Raw genomic sequence first — 16055 nt, 5'->3', positions numbered from 1 at the left:
TTTCGTTATACTCCCTCCCTCGCGCGCCCGCGCGTGCGCACATGCAGGCGCGTGTGCGCGCGTTACGTCGCGACCCGGTGCGAACTTTATACGGATTTCCGCCGTTTTCGCGCTATCGCCCCGACAGCCGGTTGGCGGCGCAAACCGGTTTGCCGCGCGCGCCCGATCCGGCAACGCCGCGCGCAGACGGAAAGTGACCGGACGAGGAAGCCTTTTTGCGCCGGGATGCGTTCCTCTTGTCTGGAGGACGGTGCCATAGCGCGCCCATTGTTGAATTGCGTGCAAAAGCCCATGCCGCTTTATGGCGGTAATCACTTGGTCCGGCATGCCCTAGCATCATGCTGGAATACTGCGCCTGAAGGAGGTTTGGCCCTATGCGTGACGACAATCACTTCACGGTGTCGCGGCGCGGCATCCTGATGGGAGGTGCCGCCAGCATGGCCGCTTCCACCATCGCCGGAAACGAAGCAAAGGCCGAACGCATGGCGACGCAGACGGGCACTCCGACGATGACCACGACGATGACGGTCAACGGCACGCAACATGAATTGCAGCTCGATCCGCGAACGACGCTGCTGGATACGCTGCGCGAACATCTGCGGCTGACCGGCACCAAGAAGGGGTGCGACCACGGCCAGTGCGGCGCCTGCACGGTGATGGTCAACGGCACGCGCATCAACAGCTGTCTCAGTCTGGCGGTGATGCACGAAGGCGACGAAGTGACGACGATCGAGGGGCTCGGCGATCCCGAGAATCTGCACCCGATGCAGGCGGCGTTCGTCAAGCATGACGGCTATCAATGCGGCTATTGCACGCCGGGGCAGATTTGTTCGGCGGTTGCGACGCTCGAGGAAATCCGCGCCGGCGTGCCCAGCCACGTCACCGAGGATCTGACCGGCGACATGCAGGCGAGCAATATGGAAATGCGCGAGCGGATGAGCGGCAATATCTGCCGTTGCGGCGCCTATTCGAACATTCTCGATGCCATGACCGAAGTCGCGGAGGGCTGATCGATGCGAGCATTCACTTATGAACGCGCCGCTTCGCCCGCCGATGCGGCCGGGGCGATCGCCACGCGGCAGGGCGCCAAGTTCATCGCCGGCGGCACCAATCTGCTCGATCTGATGAAGCTGGAGATCGAAACGCCGACTCACCTGGTCGATGTGCAGGATCTCGGGCTCGACGACATCGAGGAAACCGAAGATGGCGGCTTGCGTATCGGCACGCTGGTGACCAACACCGCGCTTGCCGCGCACCCGCGCGTGCGCCGCGATTACGGCGTGCTGACCCGCGCGATCGTCGCCGGTGCCTCCGGCCAGTTGCGCAACAAGGCGACCACCGGCGGCAATCTGCTCCAGCGCACGCGCTGCCCCTATTTCTATGACCCCAACATGCCGTGCAACAAGCGCAAGCCCGGCAGCGGCTGCGCGGCGATCGCGGGCGCTTCGCGGCAGCTTGGCGTGATCGGCACGTCGGACAAGTGCATCGCCACCTATCCCGGCGACATGGCGGTCGCGATGCGGCTGCTCGACGCAGTGGTCGAAACGGTGAAATCGAACGGCGAAACCCGCGCGATTCCGATCGCGGACTTTCATCGCCTGTGGGGCGATACGCCGCATATCGAAACGGTGCTCGAGCCTGACGAGCTGATCACTGCGGTCACGCTGCCGCGTCCGCTGGGCGGTACCCATCTCTATCACAAGGTACGCGACCGGCGCTCCTATGCCTTTGCGCTGGTTTCGGTCGCGGCGGTGATCCAGCCCGACGGCACGGGCCGCGTCGCATTCGGCGGCGTCGCGCCCAGGCCCTGGCGTGTCGAGGCCGCCGATGCGCTGCTGCCGCAGGGGGCGAAGGCGGTGGTCGACCGCGCCTTTGCCGACGCCCGCCCGACTGAAGACAACGCATTCAAGATCCCGCTGGCGGAACGCACGCTGGCCGGAGTGATCGCCGAAGCAAGGAGCTGAACCGATGGAATTTAATGCTCCCGCCGGAAACAATCTGTTCGACAATGCCAAGGTGGTCGGCAAATCGACGCCGCGCATCGATGGCCCGCTCAAGACGACGGGCACGGCGCCCTACGCCTATGAACGGCACGATGTCGCGCCCAATCAGGCCTATGGCTGGATCGTCGGATCGGCGATCGCCAAGGGCCGGATCGCTTCGATGGATGTCACGGCCGCGCGCAATGCGCCGGGGGTGATCGCCGTCGTCGCTGCGCCCGAAACCGATCCGGTCGGCAAGGGGATGGCGAATTATGCGCCGCTGTTCGGCGGCAGCGAAATCGCGCATTATCATCAGGCGATTGCCTGTGTCGTCGCGGAAACCTTTGAACAGGCGCGTGCCGCGGCGAATCTGATCCAGACGCGCTATGAGCGCGCCGAAGGACAATATGATCTTGCCGCGGCCAAGGCAGATGCGCCGCTTGCGAGCGATTCAGGCCCTCAGACGCTCGGCGATTTCGAATCGGCCTTCGCCGCCGCGCCGGTGACCGTCGACGCGACCTATCATACGCCCGACGAAAGTCATGCGATGATGGAGCCTTTCGCCACCATCGCGGCGTGGGACGGCGATCGGCTGACGCTGTGGACGTCGAACCAGATGATCCAGTGGGGCAAGCAGAGCCTGGGGAAGATCCTTGGCATTTCGCCCGACAAGATTCGCGTCGATTCGCCGTTTCTGGGCGGCGGCTTCGGCGGCAAGCTGTTCGTGCGCGCCGATGCGGTGCTGGCGGCGCTTGCGGCGAAGGCGTCCGGGCGGCCGGTGAAGATCGCGATGCAGCGTCCGCTGGTGTTCAACAACACCACGCATCGCCATGCGACGATCCAGCGCGTCCGGCTGGGTGCCGGACAGGATGGCCGGATCACTGCGATCGCGCATGAAAACTGGTCAGGCAACCTGCCCGGCGGCGGGGGTGAGGACGGGACGCTCCAGACGCCCAAACTTTATGCCGGCGCCAATCGCCTCAATGCCAATTATCTGGCGCGGCTCGACTTGCCCGAAGGCAATGCGATGCGCGCGCCGGGCGAGGCGGCGGGGCATCTCGCGCTCGAAGTGGCGATGGACGAACTGGCCGAAAAGCTGGACATGTGTCCGGTTCGCCTGCGCCTGCTCAACGATTCCAAGGACGTCGTTCCCGGCGATCCCGAAACCCGGATTTCGGACCGGCATCTCGATCGCTGCCTGCGCGAAGGCGCGCAGAAATTCGGCTGGGCGCATGGGGGGAAGTTCCCCAGGCCCGCCAGCCGCCGCGAGGGGCGCTGGCTGATGGGGATGGGTATGTCCGCCGGCTATCGCAGCGGCCCTGCGCTGCAATCGGCAGCGCGCATCCGGCTGGGCGCCGATGGGCGCATCACCGTCGAAACCGACATGACCGATATCGGCACCGGCAGCTACACCATCATCGCGCAGACCGCGGCCGAAGTGATGGGCGTGCCGCTCAGCCATGTGCAGGTCGAGCTGGGCGATTCCCGCTATCCGGTCTCGGCCGGGTCGGGCGGGCAGTGGGGGGCGGCCAGCTCCACGGCGGGCGTTTATGCCGCCTGCGTCAATCTGCGTCGCGCGATCGGCGAGAAGCTGGGCTTCGATGGCGACGCCGCGACGTTCGAAAATGGCCGCATCGGCCTGGGCAACCGCAGCATCGCGCTGGCCGATGCCGGGCCGATCTCCGCCGAGGATTCAATGACCTATGGCGATTTCAAACAGGATTATGACGTCGGCACCTATGCCGCGCATTTCTGCGAAGTCGCGGTCGATGCCTATACCGGCGAAACGCATGTCCGCCGGATGCTCTCGGTGTGCGATGCGGGGCGCATCCTCAACCCGCTGTCGGCGCGCAGCCAGGTGATCGGGGCGATGGTGATGTCGGTCGGCGCCGCGCTGACCGAGGAACTGGCGGTCGACAAGCGCTTCGGCTTCTTCGTCAATCACGATCTGGCCGGGTACGAAGTGCCGGTGCATGCCGATATCCCGCATCAGGAGGTGGTGTTCCTCGACACGCTCGATCCGATCATCTCGCCGATGAAGGCAAAGGGTGTCGGCGAACTGGGCATTTGCGGCCCGGGGGCGGCGGTCGCCAACGCAGTCTACAACGCCACCGGCGTACGCACGCGCGCCTATCCGCTCACGCTCGACAAATATCTCGATCAGCTTCCCGCGGTCGACGGTTGAGAAGGAGGCGCAGCGCCGGGGTGGTGAAAGGCTGGAGCGGGTGAAGGGAATCGAACCCTCGTCGTAAGCTTGGGAAGCTTCTGCTCTACCATTGAGCTACACCCGCATTTCAAGGGCCTGGCCGGATCTTGAAGCTCAGTTGAGAGAGCGTCTCACAGCTATGCACTCGATCCGTCCGCCGATGGCACCTGGCGAGAGTGCCGTCAACGCCTTTCCACTTGCAGTTGGCCAACCCGCCGGTGCCCCCAAAAGCGGACATTCAAAGATCCCGTCATCCGTGGCGGGAGGCTCGAAGCCGGCGCTCAATGGCTGCGACTCCAGATCAGTAAGGAACCGTACCGGTAGGCTACGGAGCCCTGTTTAACCTCTCTTTAGCCTATTTCCTTCATTGCTTGCCAAAGCCCAATGGGGGACGGCGATCATGAACATTCATGCAAATTTTCTTGGCCAGCACGCTGAAACAGTGGGCGACGGACCTGCAGCGGACACTGCCATTGCCGATCTGCAGTCTGCTCTCGAACAGGCGGCGCATCAGACCTTCATGCTTTCCGCCGAACCTGAATGCACCATCGTTCGCGGCGGTCGGGTCGGCGTGAAATTTCGCGTGGCGAAATGCGGTTCGAGCGCCGCCACGGCGCCGTTGGTCGTGTGGATCAACGGCGAAGGACGAACCATGTCGGAAGTGCTTGAAGTGGCGAAATATACGGATCGGAGAATCCCGGTCCGCCGCTCTTGGGCCGGATTTCACACATCATTTACCAATCTGGAGCAGGCACAAGGGCAGCCGCACTGACGCGATCAGCGCGACGAACCGGCATCGGTTGAAAGCGGGTCTGGATCAAGCGTCAGCGTCGCGCGATCGGCCTCGACCTCCATGCTTTGGCAGTAGCTGTCTACCGGGATCCCGTAACGATGGCAGATCTGCGTGGCGGTTTCCCCGTCCCGACGCGCGACCGTCACGCGCACCGGTTGGCTTACGCGCTCCGATTTCGGAACTTCAAACGCCTGGTAGCTCGTGATCGCGAGAAGGATCAAGATGCCGAGCGGAATGGCATCGCGGAGCGTTACATAGGCTCGTAGATGGCGAAGTGGCCTAATCGCGTGGCCCACAAAAGATCCCTTCCGTTTCGAGCAAACGCTCACCGATCTTGCCGTCGATCAACGTAGCGGCAGTATTGACGGCAGCGAAGGCGCCACCGTGTCCGTTCCAGCGCGGAAAGTTGACTACGGTGGTAATCGCGCAGCGCGGCCGAAGGGCAGCGTCCGTTACCAGCCCTGTCTCGGGGTCGCGCGAAAGCGAGCCGGTGTCGTTATAGACGGCGAGTGTGATGACAAATGCCTTGCCGACGCATTCGCGCATAGGAACTTCTCCGATGCAGTCCTGCGCGATAGCGCTCTCGCTTGGCAATTGCATCGTGCCCGTCTTGGCGAAGACGCCGAGCGCATAGCCTCTGGGCAATCTGTCGCGTAGCCTGCGTACCGCCGCCGGGACTTCCGAGTGGGCGGCAGTGCCCACGATCACCTTGGCCATGCCGGCGCTTACGGCCACCCGGGCATCGGTCCTTCCGTTGCTGAAGTCGATGGCTTGCGAAGCTGGTTCGCCCCCTAAGTATACAAAGCTGGCCCAGACAGCGCGACCGGTGACGATACGAGCGTGCGCTTCAGCCAGCTTGACGGCGCTCCAATGTCCCCCGTTGTTACCCAGAAGGAACGGCACGGCTTCCGTGCGAAAGTCCCGCATGCGATCGATCTGCATCCAATTGCGCTGCAGTCCAGAATTCGCCATCAGGCACCGATCGGCCTCGGGCTGAAACAAGGCGTGCCAAGGCATGGCATCATAGCTCATATTACCGGCCATCCGGGAATTTTTGCACAATGTTTCAGGATCCATCGTGTCCCGTCCGTACGGGGTAAGCCCGAAATATTCGTCCAGCTTGTCCGCCCAGCCGGGCCGGAACCTTGCCTGGAAACCACGGCGTAGCGGCGCGCAGTTTTCATCCTCAAAGCTTGAACGAGGCCGTTCACCGGTCACTCGCTTCCCGTCGAGTTCGTACCAGTCTTCTGCCGTCATGGGGCACGTGGACTCGTTTCCTGTCCCGGAAGCCAGGATCAGCATTGATTCGATATAGTGGTTGTCGCTGTATCGCAGGAACGTCGACAAACTCACGGGATCGTTGATCGGAGTGTTGCGATTGGTATTCTGAACGGTTCCGTTGAATTGAAGCCCGAGAATGTCACTCAGTTCGGCGCCGCGATGGGGAATTTTCAGCGTAGACAGGTCATTGTCGGTGACGCCGCCGATCATTGCTGTCGCGAAGACCGGTTTTGCAGCCGACCCGACAGGAAGAAGGCATAGTGCCGCCATCGGGCAATAGCGGTTGTCCGGCATGCTGTAGCCGCCCATTGCCAGCACTTCGCCGGAGCGCGAGTTCATTACCACAATGGCAGCGACGCCGCGGAGCCCCTGTTCCTGTCGGCTTGCACGATCTGCGGTCAAGATCGACTGGACCTGCTGCTGGACCTGATAGTCCAGTGACAGTTTCAGATCCTGCCTACAGCCGATCGTCAGGTTCGCCGCGCCATTCTCGCACCCGATCAACGCCCCGCCCAGATCGAGCGCAGTCGCCCTGACGAAATCGCCAAGGCCCGGGGCGGGTATCTTGTCCATGTTGGCGTTCCGGCGCATCACCATTGCGGAGCTGGGCAGCGCGCGGCGCTGATAGCGAGCAACAAAGCTGTTCTCCCCGCCCTCCGGCATCGAAAATGTCAGCAGGTCGCCGGGCCGCAAGACGCCGAAGCCGCAGCGCGCCATCGGGATGTCGTGGCTTTGGCAATAGTCGCTGTCTCCCAGACGCTGGCCTCGCAGTTTGACCTCGCATTTACCGCGGGCGTCCGTATTGACGATCACTGCGTCCGCTATTCGATAGACCAGCGCGCCGGGCTCATTGCCGCACATCAACTCGAAGACATTGCCCGAGCGGGGCCCAGCTTCCGGGTGCCTTATGTCGATTCGTGACCAGCGTCTCCTGATGCGAAGATCCAGAGCGGGGTCGGCTGAAAGCAGGATCTGTCCGCCAGTCTCGCCGCTGCGGACAAGGGGGATCACATCAATGTCCGGGCGCCGGCCATAGTGCATTTCACCCGACCAGGTGTCACCGTTTTCGAAAGGGCTTCGGATATTGTCATTTGCCTCGAAACCCAGGACCCTGTCTTCGCTTCCCGTCAGCCAAAAATCGAGCCGGCGCATATGTCGCGTCAGTCCGGGCACTGCTTCGACCACGCTTGCGCGGTTCGCGAGAGTATCCGTATTACCTTCGGTGTCGGCCAGAACGATCTCGCGTCGCGTGTCGGTATCCGACACCTTGAACCAGCCGGCCTCGACAAGACGTTGCGCGACGATACTGAGATGGCTCTGTCGCCATTGCGTACCGGTCGGGCCGAGGGCAACCAGCAACGCCGCTCCTGCCAGTATACATGCCAGCAGCGGCGAACGGCGGGATGCAAGTGCCAGCTGCTGATTATTCATCGCGCACCTCGGTGTCGACGGCCGCCAGCGTTACCGCGCCAAGAATCAGCAACAGCAGTCCTTCCGCCAGGTCGCTGGAGGATTGCACGGCCAAAAGGTAAAAATTGCGGCCGGTAAAGGGAGCCTGCAGCAGGTTTGCGAGCGCGATATAGGCAGATGTGCCCGCGAAGGCAGTGATCGCCAGTGCGCCGAACCAAATTTCGCCGCGATTCTCTTGGACCCGGGAAAAGGCCAGCGCAGCCAGACCCGCAAGCATCAGTAAAAGACCAATGGCGGCAAACCTGCCGAACGGGGAAACGACGTGCAAGGCCAGCGCATAGTCGCTGAATTGCTGCTTCTTCAGACCCGGCGGCGGCTGCGGAAAGTTCAGCATCCCGTGCCCATCCCAGTCATCGATATAGTAGGAAAGATGCCCGAAGGTCTCCCGGATGTCGTCCGCTGACTGGCCCGCCTGAAACGCCAGGCGTTCCGGGGCCAGCGCTGCCATCAGACGCAGTTCGGGAACCGAGCTGCCCGACATCGCTTCCACATTGCCTGGCGGGGAGGACATTTCCGGCCGCAATTGCGGGAAGGAGGTCAACAGGATGATTGCGCTCAACGTCGCCGCCGGAAGCAGCCAGGGGATGGAACAGGCGCTGTCCCATGAACGCACCCATAGCTGCAATCCGACCGCGCCTAGAAGCAGCAGCAGCGGTATGATCCACCAGCCGCTGTTGCCCGCCAGATAACCGGACATGCCATATGCCAGTGCGAACGCCGTGAGCGTGATCGTCAGCCACGCATTGCGACCTACCGCAGGCGTGCGTTCCAGCCGGCCTCCAGCGCCGGCCAAGGCCAGGCTCACCATCAGGACAATGCCCAGGCCGCTATCGCCGACCCGATAATTAAGGAGGAGCACGAACAGGGCCAGAAATACCAGGAAGGCGATCCCGCAAAAGAAGATATGGCGGCGCTCCTTGACGCGCGAAAGCAACAGTAAAAGCGGGGTTGCGGCAAGTAATGTCAGCGGTACGAAGCCGATGCTCAGCGCGCCGCTGCTGCTCTGGCCTGCGCTGATGCGTTCCTGCATTCCCAGCTCTGCGAGGATGATGCGTAACGAGACCAGCGCCACACCGAACGCATATGCCACCAGAATCGGCAGCCACCATTGCCGCCGTAACCAATGCAACAGCGGCAGCGCTCGGGTGCGCGCGACCCAATCTCTGATAATCAGCGACACTCTGCCGTTTCGAAGCGAAGCGAGCCGCGCCCTCCACGCAGCCGGAGCGCGCTTTTTGGCCTGTTCGAGCAGCCTGCGCGCAAGGCGATATCCCCTAGGAATGAGCGAATACCGTATGGTGATTGCCAGTAGCGTCAGCGCCATCAGCAACTTGACGACCTGCCAGCTCGTCTCCGGGATATCATGATGCACCGCCTTGATCAGCAGCATCACGCAGATCGCGGACCCGCCGAACACCACGCCCTGAATCGGCAGACGTTTGATCGATCCGATGGCGGCGCTCAGCGCCAGCAGGCCAAGGGGCAGTGCCACCAGTGCATCTCCCAGGGCGGCTCGCGAACGCACCGTTTCATCGACCAGTCCGCCCTCCATCGCGACGATTATGCGGAGCGAGAGAAGCACTTCGGCCGTTGCCAGCAACATTGCGGCTAGCGGTACATCGCGCCGGACTCGCCAGGTCACGATCATCGAAGCAACCAAGATCAGGCTGGCGACTTGCCCCGCATAGCCGCGCAAGCCGGAGGTCAAATTTAACGGGTCGACACGAAGAACGATGCCGAGGCCGCCTTCCCTGACCTCGATCCGCTGATTGTCCTTGTATCCCGGGCTGTTGCCGCTGACATAGGTGTGCAGTCCGGCTTCTTGGGGCAGGACGAGCTCGACATGTTCGAGCAGTGGCGCAAACGTCCCGCCGAGCATGCCGAACGCAACGACATTGTCGCCCTCTCGCGGCTGATGTTCGAGATCCGCGCTGGCGGGCTGGACGTTTCCGCCCGATGTGTATTCGGCTTCGGGATCCAGAAAGGCGATGTTCCAGCGCTTTTCGGTCCGCGATACCGACAGGCTCAGGTGCGTGGTGGGCAGATCGTCGATTTCGGCGGGGATGTCGTTTCCGTCCTCGACCGTGGCGAACCTCAGCGTCACTGTCTTCGGCACGGCAAGCGAATTGCCCGGAAGGATACGGTTGTTCCCCGCAAAAAGCGCAACGGCGGGTTCTTCGGCAGCGCGCTCTTTAACGCTCACGCGCGTCGTGCCATCGACCTCCTTTACAATCGCAACCGCGGGCGGAAACCCGTCGAGCACGATATCGTCGGTTGCAGGATCACCGCCCATGCTCAGCGTTTGCGAACCTTCGCTCCGCTGAATATCGGCTTCCAGCAGCACGATCCGGGTCTGACCGGCGCGACGGCCGGAGGCGTCTGGCGCGCCAGCGCTCGCCGCACCCTCGGCCAGCGCGAAATAAAACATTGCGATGCCCATGACGGGCCCGAGCAGAGCAAGCACTATCCCGATGACGCGGCGCAGGCCAGAACCGGCACTGCCGAACCAGACGAGCGTGCATGCAATCGCGAACCAGACGATCCCGCCGAGCAGCAGAGTCAATGTCATGAATGGCTCTGCCGTTCCTGATAGTGACGCTGCGTGAACATCAATCGGTAGCCGGCCAAAAAGTCCCAAAACAGCCGGAGCAAGATCAGCAGCAGCAGTGTGAGAACCGCCGGAACCCAGTAGGTATATTCAACGGGGCCCCACGAAAGTGCAATTGCCGCGGACATGCGCGTGGCGAAGGGAAATGCTTCGAGGCGCAACAGCTTGAGCAGATCGGTTCGGGTTTTTTCCCCACTCCCTTTCTTTCGCAGTTGCTCGGCCTGTGCCAGAAGTCGCTTGCTCAGCCGCGCAAGCAATTCGGTGCGGACTCGTTCCAGAAATGCACGCTCGTCCGGGGATTGCTTGTCGATGGCATGCATCCAGGCGATCAGTTCCTGAAAGTTGCCGACACGCAATGCGGCTCGGTAGCGATGGACTTGTTCCCATACCTCGATCCGCTTGAAATCGGTCCCCAGCGTGCCGTCGTTCGTCGGCAAACCACCACGCGAACAGGTAAAATTGTCGCTGCTTTGGTCGAGCTTGCCGGTTATCCAGCCGATATTGGCAATGCGGCCGAGCGCATCGCAATCGCGGTCCGAGGCGATAGAGCTTGTCTGGTTCAGCAGGGAGGCGACATTTTCGTAATCGCCGGCCTTTGCGTGCGCGACAACCGTATTCGCAAAGTTGCGCGCGCTGAGAGTCCCATACCCATTGCCGGCGTCGGCCAGTGCGTCGCGATAGGATGTCGCGGAGGCGTGTGGATCCAGCAAAAATGTATGCAGCTCAACAAGGGCCGTTCGCCGCTTGGGCCAGTGAAACAATGCACAACCGTCGCTGAATTGACTTTCGGGGCAAAGCCTTGAGCCGAATACACCGGGAACATCGGGCAGGGTGGGCAACGTGGCGTCTATTTGGGCGGCGGCAAGCCTTTCCCCCGCAGCGCTGACATAGCGGTATTGGCCGACCGTGCTGTTCGGATCCGGGCTGGAATCAACCTTTTCCAGCGTCGCACGCGCTGTTTTGAAGGCGTTATAGGCCTGCCGCATGTCATTGTTACAGAGCTGCAAGAGCCCGGAATAATAGAAATATCGAGCGAGATTGACGCCGTCCGATCCTGCCTGAAGGGGGATCAGCATTTCTTCGGCTCGCTTCAGTGCTGCAGCATCGGTGACGCGCCCGGCGGTAATCTGTTTCGCGTCGTCCGCGCACCCCGATCGTTGGAATAGCCGTCCGATTCCGACATAGCTTTTGGTTCGCGCGCCGGTATCCGAACCTTGTAAATTCTCGCCCGACGGAATCATTCCGCTTTGGAGCGGCATCATATAGGGAAATGGATGGAGCACGAAGCTCAGTGTGGCGATACGCTCCCGCTCCGCGGGCGTTGCCTGGTTGACGTCGCGCTGCAGATCCCGCCGCGAAGGGTCGTCCGGTGCAATCAGCGTGATACTGGATGTGGGAAGTCCGCCCGCTTCTCCCGGGGCGGTCATGATCCAGGCCAATCCCAGGTAGAGCAGCGCAGGCAATAAAAGGATCAATGTCATTGCCGCGAGCATCCGCCGCGGATGACGGAGCCGCCATTCGCCCATCCGCAACAGAATGGCGTGCGCTCTCGCCGGCTTGTCTCGCGGCTGCGGAAGCGGAGATTTTTTGGCTCCGGTCATGCCCCAGTCCTTCGCTTCCAGACGTCGCGAAATTCCCGGTCGAGCCGTTTGCGCCAGGCCAATGCCCTGGTCGGCGACTGGGCCCAGCTTTGCCCCAGCCGCCACGGTTCCCACCAGCGCACCGGGCGCGTCAGCCTGACGGCGGGGTGCACCCAGTGCTGGAGCAATTCCGAAAAGCCGGCGGCGCCTTTTCCACCGGCAAACTCGCGCACCGGATCGTCTTCACTGATTCTCCGTTCCGAGGTGATGAAGTCCGCGCCGAACAGTCGAAACCCGCGAGAATAAGCCTTGTACCGCGCCGGCACGAACTCCGCCAAGGTTTGCGCAGGGTCGCGGTCGAACAGTCCCTTCGACGCCGTCACCCTGCGCTCATATTCGTCCGCCTTGGACAGCAGGTAGATCCCGGGGATGGGCAATGGACGGTGCTGCGTGTCGAGACTGGCGAAATCCAGTTTGAGAAAATTCGCGATTTCCGCCTTGAAGAGATCAAGATCACCGCTGCGAAGCGCCGGGCGGGCAGTGTTTCGCAAATGGGCGGTGCGGGCGCGGACGACCTCGAAATTGTTGGGAAAATGTTCGATAAGGTTCAGATGGTTTTGCCGGAAGGCCCTCAGTCTGGCCTCTACTGCCTGGTCAAGCTCGAGCAGACTCGTATCGGGTTCCTGGCTGCGGATTTCTTCTTCAAAATCCTTACGCCGATACGGCTCATAGTCGTCGCCGTCGCTAAGATACTGGTCAGGCTCGAGCACTTCGAAAGCCGGTTCGATGAAGATGACCAGATCGGCAGCGGCCATGACCGCATAGAGACTTTGCAGATGCGGTGAAGCCGCCTGCGTTTCTTCGGATGCGTCGCCACCGGACAGTTCGCGAAACGTTTCCCCCGGAACGTCGAACAGGTCGATCGACGGGACGCCCTTCTCGATGGCGCGCAGCTCGTAATAGATGAGTCCCTGCGTACGGTCTGTCTTCGTTCCACCCAACTGTACCGCACCGGAATAATTGAGCAGCGCATAGTCGGGCAGATTACGCGCGAGACGTTGGACAAAGAAGGTCTTGCCGGCCGTCGCCAGGCCCAGGATCACCGCCCGAATGCGGCCCGGCTTGTACCGCTTGACCAGGATGTCGCAGACGATGTCGTAATTTATCGGCTGGTTGCCGAACGCCGCGTCGTTGGTCGGTCGTCGCGCGGGTCTGGCGCCCTCGTCGTTCTCGGGTTCATCAAATGCCGTTTCTGTTTCGGCGGCTTCAGTCGGTTCTTCTGTGTCCGGTTGCGCTTCCTGGGCCGCCTTTTCGGGTGGGTTCTCCTCTTCGTTTGCCCCGTTCCCCGCTTCCGGCTGCGCTTCAGGTGCAACAGGGGCCGGCGGCACTCCGGCTTGCCTCAGCGCGAGATTGGTCTGTGGCTTGAGCTTGTTGCGTACGCCTGCTTCTGCGGCCAGCTTCGCAATTTCGCCTCCGTCCAGCCCGGCTTCGCGGCGAATTGGCAGAACATCGGCGACATAGGCATCGATCGCGTCGGCGGCCGTTTGCAAGCCCGATGGATCTGCCGCCAGGGCGCGGACTGTCATGCGCAACAGGCCTTCGACATCCTCGGCGCCGGCCGCGGCATCGTCGCCGGTTGCGATCATCTCCCGGGCCAGTTCACCGAAGACCGAAAAATCGCGCGTGCCGAAGAGGCGCGGGGAATAGGTTGCGAAGAGTTGCTGCACGCTCATCGGATCGCTCCTTCCGAACCGCTCAAACCGCCATCGGCAAGCATGAACAGGGTTCGCACAATCGCCTCCATCGCCTCGGTCACATTGCGGGGATTGCGGATGCAGTCGAGCGCCCGCGCTTCCAGTATTGGGGCGGTATGCTTCTCAAAGCTTGTCCGATGCCGCTCTGGCAGGCTGCTCGACATGCTGTGATAGCGGCTCCACGCGCTCCCGAAGTCGGGGCACGTGTCGAGATAGGCCGCGATGTCGTCGTTCGCTTCGGCTGCATTCATGGCGCCAAGCGTTGCCAGCAGCTTGTTCCTTAGCCGGTCGGCGACATCGGAAGGCTCCAGCAAACCGGCCATTTCGCGCAGCGTAGCGGGCGCCGCCCAGCTCCAATCGGAACATCGGGCCAGTTGTCGATCGAGCGCCCTGTCGATGTCTGATGTCAGCGTTGGGGCGTCGACCGTACCGAACAGTGAGCGATGCAATTTGGCAATGGTATGGGGCGCAAGCCGGAATATCAGGTCGCGAGTCATCGATTCGATCGCGATCTTGTCGCTGCCGTTCTCGAACTGCCCGGCCTCGCGAACATCCTTCAGCGCGTCGGCGACGAACGTATCGATCGCCGTAACCTTGTCTGCGGGAGGCAGTGCGTCGACTACCAGGAACAGCAGGGTCGGCGCCGCGAACGAATTGACGTGACTGGAGCGTGCGATCTCACCGAATACGCCGAAGTTCCGCCTTTCGACGAGCTGTTTGCGATGCTCTTCGAACCGCGCCTCCGCGATCTGTTTGAGGTCGCTCTCATTCAGTTCTTTCGGCACGCCTTCGATTCCGCACTCGCGTTGTCGCCGATCGAGCCAGACCGTGGTTGGTGGTGTTTCCGTGTTTGCCGTCAGCCGCTCCCTCTTGGCAGCCGGCCGCTCTCCTACGAGCAGGTCGAACGGACCGTCGAGCGTCTGAAAGTCATGATCCTCAATGCCCGGCCACGTCGCATAGCTATGTCCGGCAATCATCGTGCCCAGCCTTTTCTGGACAATGGCGAGGGTCGATTCCGGCGTTCCGCCGAGCGATGGAACGGACGGCAGAAAGACAGGGCGATGCTGGTCCCAACCGGCGGAAATCGAAAAGGCGAGATTTTCGGCTGGCGCGAAAACGTCGGAGCCGACCGCGTATTCAGGGTGCGGTCGCACGACTGCCGGAGCCAGGCGCGTTCCCGGCTCGAGAAGCCTTAGCGGTGCGGGAAGCGCTTCGTTCCACAGGCAGTAGGTTTGCCAGCCGATCTCGTTCAGTTGCGCTTCGGTGAGCAACAGCAGCCAGCTGACAAAAATGACTCCCATCGACCGCTTGGCGATAACCTCGGACTTCGCCAGCCCCCAATAGTCACTATCAAGGCGAAAAAAGGCCCAGTAAGGCTTCTCGCGAACCGCTGATCCCTGCCACCCGGCATAATAAAAGCGGCTGAACTCCGCCTGCGCGGCCGAACTCAGCTGGTTCCCTTCTGGACGCGCGAGCAGGCGGACATCCGCCCCGTTCGCCAGCGGGCCGAAAACAGCCATAGGCAGCGAAAGCGGCATCTATTGCCCGGTTCCCGCATCGGCAAGGCATCGATCGATACCCTCGATATAGAAGTTGCGCTGATACGCTGTCGCGTCGTCGAAGGACGTCGCGCAACCGGTCTGGTCGGCGAGCGCAACCGCGACCTGCTTGAGCTGAGCCACCTCGCTATCGCCCGAAAGCTGCTTCCAGGCCTCTATCGAGGCGGAATAGGGTCTGCAGTCGAGCAACAGCGTGTCGGCACCGCAAATCAGTGCGCTATGATTCTTGAAAAACTCGCTTCGCTCCAACGCCAGTCGGCTGACGAATTGTCGCCACGCAGGATTCCCGGTGTCATTGGCGGCCGGCTCCGTCACGACCGGGGGGATATCCTCGGTCGCCACGCTCCGCGTTTCGGCAGGCCGCAGGAGGACAAATGCCGCAGCAATCAGAGCCACGATGCCGAACGCCGCAAGGAGGCTGGCGACAAGGAACCCGGCTTGGCCGAGAAGCGGCATCGCGCCGCCACCGCCGCTGCCGTTCTGTTCGTCCGGCCCCAATTTCATGGCGATTGCTTCAGCGAGCCGGTCGCGCGTTGCATCGTCCAGCGAAATCTGGGCCTTCTGCTGAAGCCGGGGCTGAAGCTGCTCGACGATGCGATCGACCAGAAGATTTTCAACCTGACCAGGAATCCGGGTTTCGATCGAGCTGATGAGAAGCTTGTAGAGCTCTTCCTTCAACTCCTCGCGAACGTTCGCGGCGTCGACCTCGGCCATCTCATCCCCCCCGATCATGAAAATCTGGCCCCAATTCACTTTGGGGCGATCAGTCGCGGGGCGTCAATTGTTTTCTCTTGCGGAGATCGGTTCGTTTTGGATTTCTTG

General features: G+C 62.0%; 11 protein-coding genes and 1 tRNA gene. 4 read left to right on the top strand and 8 right to left on the bottom strand.

Annotated elements, in window-relative coordinates:
* The first annotated feature begins 374 nt into the window (after nucleotides 1–374).
* From paoA to paoC, 3 genes are read left to right on the top strand one after another with little or no spacing between them, the layout of a single operon-like run.
* Nucleotides 375–1010, top strand: a complete 636-nt coding sequence (paoA, locus tag G5C33_RS15745; protein ID WP_165328012.1) for an aldehyde dehydrogenase iron-sulfur subunit PaoA — start codon at nucleotides 375–377, stop codon at nucleotides 1008–1010.
* Between the two features lie 3 nt (nucleotides 1011–1013).
* Nucleotides 1014–1964 (top strand): FAD binding domain-containing protein, encoded by a 951-nt coding sequence (locus G5C33_RS15740; RefSeq protein WP_165328011.1) that lies wholly within the window; start codon nucleotides 1014–1016, stop codon nucleotides 1962–1964.
* Nucleotides 1965–1968: 4 nt separating this feature from the next.
* The gene (paoC, locus tag G5C33_RS15735; protein ID WP_165328010.1) at nucleotides 1969–4167 is read left to right on the top strand and encodes an aldehyde oxidoreductase molybdenum-binding subunit PaoC; all 2199 of its coding nucleotides are present in this window, start codon (nucleotides 1969–1971) and stop codon (nucleotides 4165–4167) included.
* Between the two features lie 32 nt (nucleotides 4168–4199).
* Here paoC and G5C33_RS15730 read toward each other — a convergent pair.
* Nucleotides 4200–4273 (bottom strand) — tRNA-Gly (locus tag G5C33_RS15730).
* A 315-nt stretch (nucleotides 4274–4588) separates the two neighbouring features.
* On the opposite strand from G5C33_RS15730, the gene G5C33_RS15725 reads away from it, so the two are divergent.
* A complete protein-coding gene (locus tag G5C33_RS15725) occupies nucleotides 4589–4960 on the top strand; it encodes a hypothetical protein (protein WP_165328009.1) in 372 nt (123 codons plus the stop codon).
* A gap of 5 nt (nucleotides 4961–4965) precedes the next feature.
* Here the strand turns inward: G5C33_RS15725 and G5C33_RS15720 are convergent, their stop codons facing one another.
* From G5C33_RS15720 to G5C33_RS15690, 7 genes are read right to left on the bottom strand one after another with little or no spacing between them, the layout of a single operon-like run.
* Complete coding sequence (locus G5C33_RS15720) at nucleotides 4966–5202, bottom strand: hypothetical protein (RefSeq protein ID WP_165328008.1); 237 nt, start codon at nucleotides 5200–5202, stop codon at nucleotides 4966–4968.
* 58 nt (nucleotides 5203–5260) lie between these two features.
* On the bottom strand, nucleotides 5261–7693 hold the full coding sequence (locus G5C33_RS15715) for a hypothetical protein (RefSeq protein WP_165328007.1): 2433 nt from the start codon (nucleotides 7691–7693) through the stop codon (nucleotides 5261–5263).
* Nucleotides 7686–10301: a hypothetical protein gene (locus G5C33_RS15710; RefSeq protein ID WP_165328006.1), complete on the bottom strand. Its 2616-nt coding sequence runs from the start codon at nucleotides 10299–10301 to the stop codon at nucleotides 7686–7688. The genes G5C33_RS15715 and G5C33_RS15710 overlap by 8 nt, the downstream gene beginning before the upstream one ends.
* Nucleotides 10298–11941, bottom strand: a complete 1644-nt coding sequence (locus G5C33_RS15705; protein WP_165328005.1) for a hypothetical protein — start codon at nucleotides 11939–11941, stop codon at nucleotides 10298–10300. The genes G5C33_RS15710 and G5C33_RS15705 overlap by 4 nt, the downstream gene beginning before the upstream one ends.
* Nucleotides 11938–13653 (bottom strand): GTPase domain-containing protein, encoded by a 1716-nt coding sequence (locus tag G5C33_RS15700; RefSeq protein ID WP_165328004.1) that lies wholly within the window; start codon nucleotides 13651–13653, stop codon nucleotides 11938–11940. The genes G5C33_RS15705 and G5C33_RS15700 overlap by 4 nt, the downstream gene beginning before the upstream one ends.
* Entirely contained in the window at nucleotides 13650–15212 is a 1563-nt protein-coding gene (locus G5C33_RS15695; RefSeq protein WP_165328003.1) for a hypothetical protein, read from the bottom strand. Before G5C33_RS15695 ends, G5C33_RS15700 begins: the two co-directional genes overlap by 4 nt.
* On the bottom strand, nucleotides 15213–15947 hold the full coding sequence (locus G5C33_RS15690) for a PIN domain-containing protein (RefSeq protein ID WP_165328002.1): 735 nt from the start codon (nucleotides 15945–15947) through the stop codon (nucleotides 15213–15215).
* Nucleotides 15948–16055: the final 108 nt, after the last annotated feature.

The organism is Sphingosinithalassobacter tenebrarum (assembly GCF_011057975.1).
GTDB lineage: Bacteria > Pseudomonadota > Alphaproteobacteria > Sphingomonadales > Sphingomonadaceae > Sphingomonas > Sphingomonas tenebrarum.
Note: the sequence above shows the minus strand (reverse complement) of the source record. Positions and strands in the feature narration are given on the sequence as shown.

Bases quoted from the DNA above. Each gene is read 5' to 3' on its own strand.
- G5C33_RS15700 (WP_165328004.1), bottom strand. From the start codon at position 13,653: ATGAGCGTGCAGCAACTCTTCGCAACCTATTCCCCGCGCCTCTTCGGC.
- G5C33_RS15705 (WP_165328005.1), bottom strand. From the start codon at position 11,941: ATGACCGGAGCCAAAAAATCTCCGCTTCCGCAGCCGCGAGACAAGCCG.
- G5C33_RS15725 (WP_165328009.1), top strand. From the start codon at position 4,589: ATGAACATTCATGCAAATTTTCTTGGCCAGCACGCTGAAACAGTGGGC.
- G5C33_RS15740 (WP_165328011.1), top strand. From the start codon at position 1,014: ATGCGAGCATTCACTTATGAACGCGCCGCTTCGCCCGCCGATGCGGCC.
- paoA (WP_165328012.1), top strand. From the start codon at position 375: ATGCGTGACGACAATCACTTCACGGTGTCGCGGCGCGGCATCCTGATG.
- G5C33_RS15690 (WP_165328002.1), bottom strand. From the start codon at position 15,947: ATGGCCGAGGTCGACGCCGCGAACGTTCGCGAGGAGTTGAAGGAAGAG.
- G5C33_RS15715 (WP_165328007.1), bottom strand. From the start codon at position 7,693: ATGAATAATCAGCAGCTGGCACTTGCATCCCGCCGTTCGCCGCTGCTG.
- G5C33_RS15710 (WP_165328006.1), bottom strand. From the start codon at position 10,301: ATGACATTGACTCTGCTGCTCGGCGGGATCGTCTGGTTCGCGATTGCA.
- G5C33_RS15695 (WP_165328003.1), bottom strand. From the start codon at position 15,212: ATGCCGCTTTCGCTGCCTATGGCTGTTTTCGGCCCGCTGGCGAACGGG.
- paoC (WP_165328010.1), top strand. From the start codon at position 1,969: ATGGAATTTAATGCTCCCGCCGGAAACAATCTGTTCGACAATGCCAAG.